Annotated in this window: 13 protein-coding genes and 1 tRNA gene; 7 read left to right on the top strand and 7 right to left on the bottom strand. The window is 73.0% G+C overall.

Annotation, left to right across the window (positions count from 1 at the left end; translation table 11 throughout):
• Positions 1-4 precede the first annotated feature (4 nt).
• Both N2041_RS10490 and N2041_RS10485 read left to right on the top strand, forming a co-directional pair.
• A complete protein-coding gene (locus tag N2041_RS10490) occupies positions 5-1,258 on the top strand; it encodes an MFS transporter (protein ID WP_297678518.1) in 1,254 nt (417 codons plus the stop codon).
• 24 nt (positions 1,259-1,282) lie between these two features.
• On the top strand, positions 1,283-1,864 hold the full coding sequence (locus N2041_RS10485; RefSeq protein WP_297678516.1) for a hypothetical protein: 582 nt from the start codon (positions 1,283-1,285) through the stop codon (positions 1,862-1,864).
• Between the two features lie 15 nt (positions 1,865-1,879).
• Here N2041_RS10485 and N2041_RS10480 read toward each other — a convergent pair whose 3' ends face one another.
• The 4 genes from N2041_RS10480 to N2041_RS10465 are packed head-to-tail and all read right to left on the bottom strand — an operon-like array spanning position 1,880 to position 5,242.
• Positions 1,880-2,275, bottom strand: coding sequence for a hypothetical protein (locus N2041_RS10480; RefSeq protein ID WP_297678513.1), 396 nt, complete (start codon positions 2,273-2,275; stop codon positions 1,880-1,882).
• 46 nt (positions 2,276-2,321) lie between these two features.
• Positions 2,322-3,431 carry a glutamate 5-kinase gene (gene proB / locus N2041_RS10475; protein WP_297678511.1) on the bottom strand — a complete coding sequence of 370 codons (1,110 nt, stop codon included), beginning with the start codon at positions 3,429-3,431 and terminating at the stop codon, positions 2,322-2,324.
• A 53-nt stretch (positions 3,432-3,484) separates the two neighbouring features.
• Complete coding sequence (locus N2041_RS10470) at positions 3,485-4,714, bottom strand: MFS transporter (protein ID WP_297678509.1); 1,230 nt, start codon at positions 4,712-4,714, stop codon at positions 3,485-3,487.
• Positions 4,715-4,759: 45 nt separating this feature from the next.
• Positions 4,760-5,242, bottom strand: coding sequence for a VOC family protein (locus N2041_RS10465; RefSeq protein WP_297678507.1), 483 nt, complete (start codon positions 5,240-5,242; stop codon positions 4,760-4,762).
• A 541-nt stretch (positions 5,243-5,783) separates the two neighbouring features.
• Here N2041_RS10465 and N2041_RS10460 point away from each other — a divergent pair.
• A complete protein-coding gene (locus tag N2041_RS10460; protein WP_297678505.1) occupies positions 5,784-7,382 on the top strand; it encodes an FAD-binding oxidoreductase in 1,599 nt (532 codons plus the stop codon).
• 441 nt (positions 7,383-7,823) lie between these two features.
• Here N2041_RS10460 and N2041_RS10455 read toward each other — a convergent pair whose 3' ends face one another.
• Complete coding sequence (locus N2041_RS10455) at positions 7,824-8,735, bottom strand: diacylglycerol kinase family protein (protein ID WP_297678503.1); 912 nt, start codon at positions 8,733-8,735, stop codon at positions 7,824-7,826.
• A 309-nt stretch (positions 8,736-9,044) separates the two neighbouring features.
• On the bottom strand, positions 9,045-9,428 hold the full coding sequence (locus N2041_RS10450; protein WP_297678501.1) for a hypothetical protein: 384 nt from the start codon (positions 9,426-9,428) through the stop codon (positions 9,045-9,047).
• A 297-nt stretch (positions 9,429-9,725) separates the two neighbouring features.
• Here N2041_RS10450 and N2041_RS10445 point away from each other — a divergent pair.
• From N2041_RS10445 to N2041_RS10430, 4 genes are all read left to right on the top strand, one after another.
• Positions 9,726-9,802, top strand: a tRNA-Pro gene (locus N2041_RS10445).
• 114 nt (positions 9,803-9,916) lie between these two features.
• The gene (locus N2041_RS10440) at positions 9,917-10,816 is read left to right on the top strand and encodes a DUF4352 domain-containing protein (RefSeq protein WP_297678499.1); all 900 of its coding nucleotides are present in this window, start codon (positions 9,917-9,919) and stop codon (positions 10,814-10,816) included.
• Between the two features lie 49 nt (positions 10,817-10,865).
• On the top strand, positions 10,866-11,837 hold the full coding sequence (locus N2041_RS10435) for a 2-hydroxyacid dehydrogenase (RefSeq protein ID WP_297678497.1): 972 nt from the start codon (positions 10,866-10,868) through the stop codon (positions 11,835-11,837).
• Positions 11,838-11,858: 21 nt separating this feature from the next.
• On the top strand, positions 11,859-12,644 hold the full coding sequence (locus N2041_RS10430; RefSeq protein ID WP_297678495.1) for an aldolase/citrate lyase family protein: 786 nt from the start codon (positions 11,859-11,861) through the stop codon (positions 12,642-12,644).
• 7 nt (positions 12,645-12,651) lie between these two features.
• On the opposite strand, the gene N2041_RS10425 is transcribed toward N2041_RS10430, so the two are convergent.
• Positions 12,652-13,677 carry a PHB depolymerase family esterase gene (locus N2041_RS10425; RefSeq protein WP_297678493.1) on the bottom strand — a complete coding sequence of 342 codons (1,026 nt, stop codon included), beginning with the start codon at positions 13,675-13,677 and terminating at the stop codon, positions 12,652-12,654.
• Positions 13,678-14,102 lie beyond the last annotated feature (425 nt).

Here is a 14,102-nt window from a genome sequence, read left to right as displayed (position 1 = left end):
GGCCATGCCGGCTGAAGCGCCCCGGGCGCGGTTCTTCTACGGCTGGGTCGTCGTCGGCGCCGTCTTCGGCGCGCTCTTCGTCGCCTTCGGCGCGGCCTACAGCTTCGCCGCCTTCTTCAACGCCCTCCGCGACGAATTCGGCGCCACCCGCAGCGATATCTCGCTCGTCTTCGCGCTCAGCGGCTTCCTCTACTTCGGCCTCGGCGCCGTCACCGGCCTCCTCGCCGACCGGCTCGGGCCCCGGCGCGTCATCGCGGCCGGCATCCTCTGCATCGCCGCCGGCATGGCGGCCGCTTCCCTCGCGCAGGCCGTCTGGCAGGTGTACCTCACCTACTCCCTCGGCGTCGGCGTCGGCGTCGGCCTCGTCTACGTCCCGGCCGTCGGCGTCGTCCAGCGCTGGTTCATCCGCCGCCGCGGCACGGCTTCCGGCTTCGCCGTCGCGGGCATCGGCGCGGGCACCCTCGTCATGCCGCTCCTCGCCGCCGCCGCGATCGACACCCTCGGCTGGCGGCCCTCGTGGGTCATCCTCGCGGCGGTCGCGCTCGCCATCGGCATCCCCGCCGTGCTCACCATCGTCCCGAACCCGGCCGACCGCGGCCTCTACCCCGACGGCGACCGCCAGCCGCCGCCCGCGCTCGGCCCCGCCGGCGGCCCGGCCGTTCGCCAGGCCGTCCGCTCCGCGCCCTTCTGGCTCCTCTTCGGCGCCGGCCTCTCCACCAGCCTCGGCATCTTCATCCCCTTCGCCCACCTCACCCCGTACGCCCGCGACCAGGGCTTTTCCGATGCCTTCGGCGCCCTCCTCATCGGCTTCATCGGCATCGGCTCCATCGCCGGCCGCCTCCTCCTCGGCAGCTCCGCCGACCGCCTCGGCCGCCGCCGCTCGCTCGCCGGCACCTTCGTCGCCATGGGCCTCTGCCTCGCCTGGTGGCTCACCGCCACGCAGGCCTGGGCCCTCATCCTCTTCGCCCTCGCCTTCGGCGCCGCCTACGGCGGCTTCGTCGCGCTCATCCCGGCGCTCGCGGCCGACTATTTCGCCGGCCGCAGCTTCGGCGCCATCCTCGGCCTCATCTACACCAGCGCCGCCGTCGGCGCGCTCGCCGGCCCCACGCTCGCCGGCGCCCTCTACGACGCCCGCGAAAGCTACGACCTCCCGATTACGCTCGGCATCGCGCTCAACGGCGTTGCCGTCCTCTGCACGCTCATCCTCCGCGACCCCGCGCCGGCCGCCCGCCCGGCCGCGGCGCCCGCAGCGCGCTAGCCCCCGCCGCGGCACAATGGATTCGTGAAGCGTCTCACCAGCCTCGCCGCGCTCGCCCTCCTCACCGTCCTCCTGCTCACCGCCTGCGGCATGAAAGACAAGTCCTACGCCACCTCCCCCTCGCTCCGCGCCCTCATCGGCACCACCATCGGCAACGTCGCCTTCCGCACCGGCGAAACGCCGCCCGCGCCAAAAGACCCGCCGGCCGACTGGGAGCTCCACTTCTCCCTCGCCACCTTCTCCCACCTCGAAAACGACCAGCCCAGCATCCAGGTCGTCCTCCAGGTCCGCACCCACCCCGGCGCCGGCTTCGAATTCTGGCTGCTCGATGGGACCGGCGCCGTCGTCGCCCGCTGGTCGGCCGGCGCCACCACCAGCTACGTCGGCACCGTCTGCTTCCAGCTCGAACTCGCCCGCGACGGCGAAGCCGTCCCCCTCGGCGAAGGCGACCACCGCGCCGTCGTCGCCTTCCGCGAGTTCGCCGGCGACGTCATCGCCGCCCGCGAAGCGCGCGTCACCGGCAACCCGCCCCGGCTCGACGGCGAAACGCCGGCGCCCAACAGCCCCGTCTACCGCGACGCGCTCGCCTGCCCGAAAGGCTCCTGACCCGCCCGCGAACCGTTACGGCCGCCGCCAGGCGAGCCACTGCGTCAGCCCGATGAGCAGGCAGGCGTTCGCCACCGCCGAGGCCAGCCACCGCCCTTCCGGGCTGAACCCGCCCCACGCGAACGGCGCGAGCGCCCACAGCGCAGCCCCGGTCGCCGCGTTCGCCGTCGCGATGCCCGGCAGCCAGCCGATCGCCCGCTGCCACGCCATCCACCCCAGGCCCGCGCTCGCCAGCGCCAACGCTCCGCCGAGCACCCAGAACGTCGCGCGCGGCAGGTCGAACCACCCCGCCAGGTTCGAAGCGAGCACGAAGCAGGCCGCCGCGAGGACAGCTTCGAACAGCGCATCGGCCCACAGGATGAGCACCGCGGGCGACCGGAACGGGAGGAGGTGGCGCTTCTTGCTGGACATGTCCCGAGCGTAGCACGCGCCCCTGCTCCGGCCCTTCAGCCCGCCGTCACAGCAGCACCAGGTTGTCCCGGTGCACCACCTCGTCGCCGTAGCTGTAGCCCAGCGCCTCCGCGATCCGGTCCGACCGCAGGCCCCGAATCTTCTCCAGCTCCTCGGCCGCGTAGTTCACCAGCCCGGCCGCCACCCGGTGCCCCTCGGCGTCGCGGATCTCCACCGAATCTCCCCGCTGGAAGGTTCCCGTCACCCCGGCCACGCCCGCCGGCAGCAGGCTGCGGCCCCGCGCGCGCAGCGCCTCCGCCGCCCCCGCATCCACCGTGATCCACCCCCCGCGCGTGATGCTCCCGAGGATCCACCGCTTCCGGCTCTCCAGCCGGTCGCCCGCCGCCGGGAAGTACGTCCCCGTCGTCTCGCCGCGCGCCGCTGCGATCAGCGCTTCCGGCTCCCGCCCCGAACAGATCACCACGTCCACCCCCGCCTGCGTCGCGATGTGCGCCGCACGCAGCTTCGTCGCCATCCCGCCCGTGCCGGGGCCGTGCGCCCCGCCGCCCAGCGCCTCCACCCGCGCGTCGATCCGCTCCACCCGCCGGATGAGCTGCGCGCCCGGGTTCGAACGCGGGTCCGCATCGTACAACCCGGCCACGTCCGTCAGGATGACCAGCAGGTCCGCATCGATGAGGTTCGCCACGTAGGCCGAGAGGCTGTCGTTCTCCCCGATGCGCGTCGCGAGCACCTGGTCGAGCGCCACCGCATCGTTCTCGTTGATGATGGGCACCGTCCCGGCATCGAGCAGGTCGCGCAGCGTGTTCCGCGCATTCAGGTAGGCCAGCCGGTCCGAGAGGTCGCGCCGCGTCAGCAGCACCTGCGCCACCACCGTATCGTGCCAGTCGAACAGCTCGTCCCAGCTCTGCATCAGGTGGCTCTGGCCTACGGAAGCGATCGCCTGCCGGCTCAGCACGCGGACCGTCTCCGCCCGGCCGCGCAGCCGGTGCCGGCCCGCCGCCTGCGCCCCCGAAGAGACCACCGCCACGTGGCAGCCCGCCTGCCGCAGCCGCACCACCTGCCCCACGAGCCGCGACATCGCCTCGAGGTCCAGCCGGTCGGACCCGGCCGTCAGCAGGCTCGTGCCGAACTTCGCCACGATTCGCCGGTAGCGCACGCCGTAAGTAGACCGCGCCGGCCCCGAACGCGAAAGCGCCGCCCCTCCCCGTGCTACGCCGTGCGCGGCGCCACCCGCCGCAAGCCCGGCTGGAGCGCCATGCTCCCCGCTACCGCCGCCAGCGTCGCCCACGCCATCACGGGGAAGACGGCCTCCATGCTCGTCGCCTGCGCCGCCGCTCCCACCGGGAAGGCCGCCAGCATCGCCAGCCCCATCGCCAGCGGGAAGAGCCCCATCACCCGCCCCCGCATCGCTTCCTCCACCCGCTGCTGCGCAATCGTCGACGACGACACCATCGTGCTCACCATCGCGAAGCCCAGCCCGAAGTTCGCGACCGCCGTCAGCGGCACGCTCCGGGAGTAGGCGAACACCAGCGCGCACAGCCCGAAGCCGATGCCCGCCCCCCAGAGCGTCAGCCCCCGCCCCGGCAGGTCGTTCCGCACGAGGTAGAACACCGAGGCGGCCATCGTGCCCAGCCCCCACGTCATCGCCATGAAGCCGAACTGCGTCTCCGAAAGCCCCAGCACGTTCCGCATCCACGACGGCCCGAGCGAGGCCGGCCCCGGCATCCCCAGCAGCTGGATCGCCAGCACCAGCACGATGACCGCGAAAATCGTCGGCTCGCCCCGCGTGTACCGCAGCCCCGCCCACACGTTCCGCACCACCCCGGCCCCCGCGCCGCCCTGCCCGCGCGAGCGGAACCGCAGCGCGAACAGCAGCGGCAGCACGCCGGCCCACGCCAGCAGCGTCAGCGCGTACACCTCGCCGGGCTCCATCCGGCTGTTCAGGAAGCCCACCAGCGGCAGCGCCAGCGGGAAGGTCACCTGCTGCGCCACCATCTGCAGCGTGATCGCCGAGGGCAGCGCTGCCATCCCCACGATAGCCGGCGTCGCCGCCTGACGCGCCGGCTGGTCGACTGCCATGTTCGCCGCCGCCGCGAACGTCAGCCCCAGCAGCACCGCCACGTTCGCCGCGCCGAACGGCTCCGTCAGCATCAGCGCCGCAACGCCCCCGTTGATCGCCAGCGCCGCCAGCTGGCAGCCGATCAGCAGCCGGCGCCGCTCCAGCCGGTCGGCCAGCGCGCCGCCGACGAGCCCGAACAGGATCATCGCCGAGCCCCGCGCCGCCCCCAGCAGCCCGATGAACAGCACCTCCCGCTCCGGGTAGCGCTCCTGCACCCAGAACACCTGCGTCAGGAACTGCATCGGCATCACGAAGCTCACCAGCACCGCGCCGGCGAACAGCAGCCGGAAATCGCGCGACTCGAGGGCGTTCGCGGCCATCGGCCGGAACTCTACGCGTCCGTTAACAATCCCGCGAGCCGGCGCTCAGCCGCCCCGGCCGCTCCCGAACCGCGCCAGCTCCCGCTCCATGTCCAGCGGCCGCGTCACCGCCTCCCGGTCGTACGGCCCCCATGCCTCCCGCGGCACCAGCCACATCACTTCGAACTCGTTCCCGTCCGGGTCGCGGCCGTAGAGCGACTTCGTCGCGCCGTGGTCCGATTGCCCCGTGAGCGCGCCGAGGTTCGCCAGCGTCACCCGCATCTCCGCCAGCTCGTCGATGGTGTCCACCTGCCACGCGAGATGGTAGAGGCCCACCGCCTGCCCGGTGAACGGCCCCTGCGCCGCCGGGCCCAGCGCGAACAGCCCGAGGTCGTGGTGGTTCTCCGAGCTCGCTGCCCGCAGGAAGACCGCCCGGCCGCCCACGTTCTGCACCACCTCGAAGCCGAACGCCTCCTGGTAGAACGCCGCCGCCCGCTCCGCATCGCGCACGAACAGCACCGCATGGTTCAGCCGGCTCACCCGCGCCATCGCATCCACCCCCCGGGAAGCTTGGACGAGTATAGCCGGACGCGGGGCGCGAAGGGGGAGGGAGAAAGGGAGAAGGGGGGAATCCTGCCGCTCCGGGCTTCCAACTCCCAACTCCCAACTTCCAACTCCCACCTCCGTAGTCGCGGGCCTCCGTGCCCGCGGAGGGCCGGCGAGGCCCACCCCGGCGTTCGAATTCACCGCTTCCCGCCTCCCGCTTCCCGGCTCCCGCTTCCCGAAACATCCGTTGGGCGCATGGCGCCCCGCGGGGACGGAGCCCCGCGACCACGGGCCTCCCCTCCCGCGCCCCGCGCGGGGTTGGAGGTTGGAGGTTGAAGGTTGGAAGTCGAAACTCCCGCCCGGTTCCCGCTCCCCGTCCCCGGCCCTACGCTGCGTGCTTGCGTTCGCCCGCCCGGTTCCCGCCTCCCGCTTCCCCGTTCCCGCTTCCCGGTTCCCGCTTCCCGCCTCCCGCTTCCCGGTTCCCGCCTCCCGCCTCCCGCCTCCCGCTTCCCCGTTCCCGCTATCATCCCCGCGGAGGTGACGCATGACCGGACGCCGCAGCTTCTGGGCCTGGGGGCTCGAATCCGAAGAGCCGACCGACGAACAGCGCCGGCAGGCCGCCGCCCGCCTCTCGGCCCGCTACGGCGTCCCCATCGAAGCGCCGCCCGTGCCGCGCATCGAACAGGTCCGCCTCCGGCCGCCCCGCATCCAGCCGCCGCCCGCCCTCGCCGCTATCTGCTCCACCGAGACCCATGAGCGCGCGGCCCACCACTACGGCAAGAGCTATCGCGACATCGTCCGCGCCTTCCGCTGCGACTTCCCCAACCCGCCCGACGTCGTCGCCTTCCCGCGCAACGAAGCGGAGGTCGCGGCCGTGCTCGAATGGTGCGGCGAGGCCGACGCGGCCGCCATCCCCTACGGCGGCGGCTCCTCGGTCGTCGGCGGCGTCGAACCGCCCGGCGGGGGCCGCCCCGTCGTCAGCATCGACCTCCGCGAACTGAACCGGGTCCTCGAGGTCGACCCCGTTTCGCGCGCGGCCCGCATCCAGGCCGGCGTCCTCGGCCCGGCGCTCGAAGCGCAGCTCCGGCCGCACGGCTTCACGCTCCGCCACTATCCGCAAAGCTTCGAATGGTCGAGCCTCGGCGGCTGGATCGCCACCCGCTCGGGCGGCCACTACGCCACCAACCACACCCACATCGACGACTTCGTCGAATCGGTGCGGATGATCACCCCGCGCGGCGCCTGGGAGTCGCGCCGGCTGCCCGGCTCCGGCGCCGGCCCGAGCCCGGACCGGTTCGTGATCGGCAGCGAAGGCACCCTCGGCATCATCACCGAGGCCTGGATGCGCATCCAGGCGCGGCCGCGGTTCCGCGCCTCCGCCGGCATGCTCTTCCCCACCTGGGAGGCCGGCTACGAAGCCGCCCGCCGCGTCGTCCAGGCGAAGCTCTGGCCCGCCAACTGCCGCCTGCTCGACCCCGCCGAGGCCGAGGCGGCCGCCGGCGGCGATGGCGTCCACGCCCTCCTCATCCTCGGCTTCGAATCCGCCGAGGTGCCGCAGGGGCCGTTCCTGCACGAAGCGGTCCGCATCGCCCGCGAATGCGGCGGCGAGCCCGACGCCGCCGGCATCCGCATCGCCGACGGCGGCAGCGACGAGGAGGCCGGCCGGCAGGGCGCTGTCGGCGCGTGGCGGAACGCCTTCATCCGCGCGCCCTACCAGCGCAACCTGACTGCCGGCACCGGCGTCGTCGGCGACACCTTTGAGACGGCCATCACGTGGGACCGCTGGCCCGCCTTCGACCGGCTCGTGCGCGAAAAGGTCGGCGAGGCGATCGCGGCCGCGGGCGGCGGCAGCCTCACCTGCCGCTTCACCCACGTCTACCCGGATGGCCCGGCGCCGTACTACAGCTTCCAGGTGCTGTCGAAGCCGGGCGGCGAACTGGAGACCTGGGCCGCCATCAAACAGGCCGCGAGCGACGCCGTCATCGCCGGCGGCGGCACCATCACCCACCACCACGCCGTCGGCCGCGACCATATGCCGTGGTACCGGCAGCAGCGGCCGCCGCTCTTCGCCGAAGCCCTCCGCGCCGTCAAAGCCGCGCTCGACCCGCAGGGCCTCCTCAACCCGGGCATCCTGCTCGAGTGAGGGAGTAAGGGAGAGAGGGAGGTTGGAGGTTGGAGGTTGGAGGTTGAAGGTTGACGGAGCCTGGGGCCGCCGTACGCTCTCCCAGCTCCCAACTCCGTAGCCGCGGGGCTCCGTCCCCGCGGAGGGCCGGTGAGGACCACCCGGACCATCGAATTCACCCGCCTCCCGCTTCCCCGTTCCCGCTTCCCGGTTCCCGGAACATCCGTTGGGCGCATGGCGCCCCGCGGGGACGGAGCCCCGTGACCACGGCCCTCCCCTCCCGCGCCCCGCGCGGGGTTGGAGGTTGAAGGTTGGAAGTCGAAACTCCCGCCCGGTTCCCGCTTCCCCGCTCCCTCCTCCCGCGCCGGCGCGGAGCGCCGGCATCCCGCGGCGATGCCGCCGAAGGCGGCGAGCCATCCCCCGCCGCCGGCTGGCCGCCCGCGGCATCCCGCCTCCCCGCCCCTACCCTTCCCCCCAGAGGTCCGGCAGCGGCCCCGCCGGCAGGCTCACCAGCAGCGCGCCCCGCTCGGCGCGGAAGGTCATCGGCGTCGCGCCGACGGGGTCGCCGTCCAGCTGGACCGGCAGCCCCGGCGTTTCGACCGCGACTTCGGCGAAGCGCCCCGCGACGATGTGCCGCCCGCGGCGCTGCCCGGCGAGCACCCGGGCCGCCATCGCCAGCGTCTCGCCCGGGCCGCGCGGGCAAAACGCGACCGCATCGAGCAGGCCGTCGTCGATGCGCGCCCCGGGGGTGAGGTGGATGCGGCCGCCATACAGCCGCGTGTTGCCGAGCACCATCCACGCCAGCGGCTCCTCGCAAAGTGCCCCGTTGGCCCGCCAGCGCGCGCGGCGGGTCCGCAGGGCCGGCAGGTGGAGCAGCCCTTCGAGGATGTAGGCGAGGTCGCCCGCGGCCCGCTTCCAGGCAGGGTTGACCGCGGCGGCGATCTCGGCGTCCCAGCCGATGCCGGCCATCAGGAGGAAGGCGTGGCCGTCCGCCCGGCCGAGGTCCATCGGGACCACCTGCCCGCCGAGGTGGCAATCGATGGCGGCCCGGATGCCGCGCGGGATGCCGGCTTCGCGCGCCCAGATGTTCACCGTCCCCGCCGGGACCGCGGCGAGGGCGGTGCCGCTCCCGGCCAGCCCTTCCGCGGCCTGCCGAAGCGAGCCGTCGCCGCCGACGACGAAACAGAGACTGTGGCCCCGTTCGGCAGCGGCCCGGGCAGCTTCGGTGGCGCCGGCCGGCGTGGGCGGGATGGCGACCTCGGTTTCGACCCCGTGCTGCGCCAGGTACGCCGCCACCCGCGCGGGGTCGAACCGGCGCGGAACCCCTCGCGCCGCCGGGTTCACGATGAGGGTCGCGCGGCGTTGCATCGTCATGGCCTGGGCTCGGGCCAGTATACGGGGGAAGCCGGCCGCGGGATGCCGCGGGTATTGCGGCCTGCGCGGGAGGTTGGAGGTTGGAGGTTGGAGGTTGGAGGTTGGAGGTTGGAGGTTGGAGGTTGGAGGTTATTCCCTCTCCCGGTTCCCGCTTCCCGGTTCACAACCCTCAATTTCCGTAGTCGCGGGCCTCCGTGCCCGCGGAGGGCCGGCGAGGCCCACCCCGGCGTTCGAATTCACCCGCCTCCCCGTTCCCGCTTCCCGCCTCCCGCTTCCCGCCTCCCGGTTCCCGGTTCCCGCTTCCCGCCCCTACCCCAGCGGGTTTCGGCCGATGACGAGGTCCTCCACGTCGCGGCCGCCGATGAGGTGCTCGGCAGCGACCCGCTCGAGATTCTCTGGCGTCAGGCAGCCGTACCAGGTGCCCTCGGGGTAGACCACGCCCGTGGGGCCGGCCTGGCAGATGCGCAGGCAGCCGACCTTCGTGCGGTACAGCTTCGGCGCGCCCGGCGTGCGGTTCACCTTCGCGGCGAGCGACTTCAGCCGCTCCCACGCCCGCTGCCCCTCCTCTGGCGTACAGCAATCCGGCCCCGTGCAGAGGAAGATGTGGCGTGCGTAGCTCCCGACCTCCCGCTGCCGGGCCGCTTCGCGCGCCGCCTCCAGCCGCGCCGCGTCCGTTTTGTTCGCTCCATCCATCAGCCCGATCGTCGCCGGGCCGCGGGCAATGGGAAAGGGAGGGAGAGAGGTTGGAGGTTGGAGGTTGGAGGTTGGAGGTTGATACTCCCTCCCCGTTCCCCGTTCCCCGTTCCCCGTTCCCCGTTCCCCGTTCCCCGTTCCCCGTTCCCCGTTTCCCGTTCCCGTCTCCCGCCTCCCGTCTCCCGCTTCCCGCCTCCCGTTCCCCGCTTCCCGGTTCCCGCCTCCCGCTTCCCGGTTCCCGCCTCCCGCCTCCCGGTTCCCCGTTCCCCCCATCACTGCTATGCTCACTCGAGAGCGCGGGGTGTAGCTCAGCCTGGAAGAGCGCTGCGTTCGGGTCGCAGAGGCCACAGGTTCAAATCCTGTCACCCCGACCACTCCCTTCCCCTCCTTCCTGCTGCCTCTGCGGGCGCTTTTCGCGTTCACGCTGCCGGCCGACACTCTCGATGGGTGCTATGCTGCGCCCCAATCCCGCCCGCCGGAGCCTCCCCGTGACCCGACCCCGCCCCATCCTCCTCGCGCTCCTCGGCGCGTTCGCCGTCATGCTCGCCGCGGCCTGCGGCGGCGGCGGCAGCCAGCCCCGCACCGAAGCCGGTCTCAAGAACGCCGCCCGCCAGGCCGCCGAGGCGATGATCAAGGGCGACTACCGCAAGGCCTACGACTCCTTCTCGAAGGAGTGCCGCGAGCAGGTGCCCTTCAGCGAGTTCGAATCCACCACGAAGCTCGGCGTCGTCTTCCTCGAAGCTTTCACCGGCGTGAAGTTCAAGGACTTCGAAGTCACGAACGTCGAAGTCCGCAACTTCACCGAAGACGGCGGCGAAGTCAGCATCACCATGAAGGCGCCGAAGGAGCTCGATGGCTTCGGCGAAGAGCCCGGCGAGTTCGAGCGCTGGAAATGGGAGGACGGCAAGTGGGTCGTCGCCGATTGCAGCGGCCTCGGCGGCGACGGCCTCTTCGGCGACGACAGCGGCGGCGACACCTCGGCCGCGCCCACCGTCCCGCCGCCCGGCTCCGGCCCGAAGCTCGGCGAAACGGTGGATGCCGGCAACGCCCGCATCACCGTCCGCGCCGTCGAAGACCCGGTCCGCGAATCGACCTTCAGCCCTGATGCTGGCAAGCGGTACGTCGCCTTCGACATCACCGTCGAAGCCGCCCGCGGCAAGGTCTCCGTCTCCGGCTTCGATTTCACCGTGCAGGACGATGACGGCTTCGTCTACGACTACGCCATCGCCGGCCGTGAACCCGCCCTCAAGATGACCGACCTCGCGCAGGGCCGGCAGGTCCGCGGCTGGGTCACGTTCGAAGTCCCGCAGGATGCGAAGCTCGTGGCGCTCTACGCCGACCTCGATTTCCCGCGGCCCGAGACGCTCATCCTCGACCTGACGCGGTAGCGGCGGGCGGGCTGGCAGCGTTCACCGCGGCGGAGTAGCCTTCTCGCCGATGTCGAAGCCGGCTGCCGTCATCGCCATCGACCTGCCCGCCGGGCTGCTCGAAGACCTCCGCCGGTCGGTCACGCCGATCGTCACCGGGCCGGACCCGGCGGCCGTCGATGCCGCGCTGCCCCGCGCCGAGGGCATCCTCTGCAGCGCCCTCTTGCCGATCGACGAAGCCCGGCTCGCTCGCGCGCCCAACCTCAAAGTCATCGCCAACTTCGGCGTCGGCTACAACAACGTCGACCTCGGGGCGGCCACGGCGCGCGGCATCGCCGTCTGCAACACCCCGGGCGTGCTCAGCGGGGCCGTCGCCGACCTCACCATGGCGCTCATCCTCGCCATCGCCCGCCGGCTGTTCGAGAACGCCGCCTACGCCCGCGGCGGCGGCTGGAGCCGGCGCGAACCGCCGCCTCCGCTCGGCTGGGATCCGGCCGGCAAGACGCTCGGCATCGTCGGCTTTGGCCGCATCGGACAGGCCGTCGCCCTCCGCGCCCGCGCCTTCGGCATGGAGGTCCTCTACCACGACCTCGTGACGGCGCCCGTCGACGGGCTCGAAGACTGCCGGCCCGTCCCGCTCGATGAGCTGCTCGAACTGGCCGACGTCGTCTCGCTCCACGTCAACCTCGACCCGTCGACGCACCACCTCATCGGCGCCGCTGAACTCGCCCGGATGAAGCCCACCGCGTGGCTGATCAACACCTCGCGCGGGCCGGTGGTCGACCAGGCCGCCCTCCGCGAGGCGCTCGCCAGCCGGGCCATCGCCGGCGCGGCCCTCGATGTGCTCGACCCCGAGCCGCCCGCCGCCGATGAGCCGCTGCTCGCGATGGAGAACGTCATCGTCCTGCCGCACATCGGCTCGGCGACGGTCGAGACGCGCGCGGCGATGCGCGACCTGGCCGTGCGCAACCTCGTCGCCGTGCTCACCGGGCGCACCCCGCCCGCCTGCGTCAACCCCGCCGTGCTCCAGGCGCGGCCCTGAACCCCCGGGAGGCACTGAACCGTGCGCATCAACACCGTGAAGCAGCGCTGGGCCGCCGGCGACGTGACCTACGGCGGCTGGCTCTCCATCGCCAATACCTTCACTGCCGAGGTGATGGCCCACCAGGGTTTCGATTGGCTCTGCATCGATATGCAGCACGGCGTCATCGATTACCCGGCCGCAGTCGCCATGCTGCAGGTCATCGGCGGCACGCCCACCATCCCCTTCGTGCGCGTGCCCTGGAACGAACCCGGCATCATCGGCAAAGTGCTCGATGCCGGCGCGATGGGCGTCATCGTCCCGATGGTGAACTCGCCGGAGGAGGCGCTCGCTGCCGTCGGCGCCTGCCGCTACTACCCCGAGGGCTTCCGCAGCTACGGCCCGACGCGCGCCGCCTACTACGCCGGCGCCGATTACTTCGCCGGGGCGAACCGCGAAATCGCCTGCATCCCGATGATCGAAACCCGCCAGGCGCTCGACCGGCTCGATGAGATCCTCGCCGTCCCCGGCATCGACGCCGTCTACGTCGGGCCGGCCGACCTGAGCATCACGCTCGGCCTCCCGCCGCGGATGGACAACGACGGCGCCTTCGAAGAAGCCCGGCTGCGCATCGCCGCGGCCTGCCGGGAGCGCGGCATCACGGCCGGCATCCACGCCAACGCGGCGCTCGCCGCCAAGCACGCCGCCGCGGGCTACCGGATGATCACCGTCTCGGGCGATGCCGTCGCGCTCGCTGCCCGCGCCGCGGAGGACCTCCGCCAGGCCCGCGGCGATGCCGGGGCCGGCGGCCGCGCGGTCTACGGCTGAAGGCCGGCTACCGCATCGGGTTCGCCCGGAAGAATGCCCACGCCAGCTCGCTCGCGCTGATCGACGTCGCCGTCGGCCCGAGCCGCGGCACCGCCGGCGCGCCCGGCCACGTGTGGCCGCCGCCTTCGACCCGGTAGTGCACCACCGGCGCCGCGCAGCCCGCGTACTCCACCTTCGTCACGTCGGCGGCGATGCGCGTCTCGGCCGGTGCGCTGCCGTCGCAGCCGTTGTGCTTCGCCCACTCGGCCTGAACCGCCGGGACCCCCGCGAACGGGCTGCCGGAGAACGACCCGGCGTTGATCGTGCCCGCGTCATACGGGACGACGGCGTCGGCCGTCCCGTGGAACGAGATCATCGGCACCGGGCGGTCGCTGCAGCCCGGCCCCGGCGGCGATTGGCCGGCCACCGGCGCGATCGCGGCGATGAGGTCGCTCGCCCGGCAGGCGAGGGTCGTCGACATGAAGCCGCCGTTCGACATCCCCGTCGCGTAGACGCGCGCCGGGTCGAGGCAGAGCTCGTTGCCGAGCGCCGCCACGAGGTCGCGCACGAACTGGAGGTCATCGAGCCCCGCGCTGATGAGCCACGAGTTGTCGACGCCGTTCGGGCTGACGACGACGAAGCCCTCACGCTGGGCGATGGGCACCCAGCCGCCGTAGACGTGCTGCTGCGCGCCGGTGCTGCCGAGCCCGTGAAAGTTGAGGACGAGCGGCATCGGCGCGCTCGCCGGGCCGGCAGAGGGCGGCGCGTAGACGAGGTAGGTGCGCGTGCGGTTCGCCGACTGGAGGACGCGGCTGGTCGTCTCGCCCGCCTTCAGGTCGGCCGGGAGCGCGCGCCCGCACCCCGGCGTCCCGCGGACCGCGGGCGAAGGGGCGGCGGTGGGCTGCGGCGTCGGGCTCGCCGCAGGGGTGTCGGTCGCCGGCGCCGGCGTCGGCGCGGCCGGCGTCCCGGCCGAATCGCCGCCGCACGCGCCGAGCGAAATGCCGAGCGCCACGAGGAGCAGCGCCAGGATCGCGACGAGCCGGGCCCGGGTCATGCGCGCCATTGTGGTACTTCGCAGCTGCTCAGGATAGAGGTTGAAGGTTGAAGGTTGGAGGTTGATGCTCCATCCCCGTTCCCCGTTCCCCGTTCCCCGTTCCCCGTTCCCCGTTCCCCGTTCCCCGTTCCCCGCCTCCCGCTTCCCGCCTCCCGCTTCCCGCTTCCCGTCTCCCGTCTCCGAACTCCCAACTCCGTAGCCGCGGGGCTCCGTCCCCGCGGAGGGCCGGCGAGGCCCACCCCGACCGTCGAATTCACGCGCCCTCCCGCCTCCCGCTTCCCGTCTCCCGGTTCCCGTTCCCCGTTTCCCGCTTCCCGCCTCCCGCTTCCCGTCTCCCGCCTCCCGCTTCCCGTTTCCCGTTCCCGCCCCTCCACCGCCGGCGCGGAGCGCCGGCATCCCGCGGCGATGCCGCCGAAGGCGGCGAG

Source organism: Tepidiforma sp. (genome assembly GCF_026419595.1).
Taxonomy (GTDB): Bacteria; Chloroflexota; Dehalococcoidia; order Tepidiformales; family Tepidiformaceae; genus Tepidiforma.
Note: the sequence above shows the minus strand (reverse complement) of the source record. Positions and strands in the feature narration are given on the sequence as shown.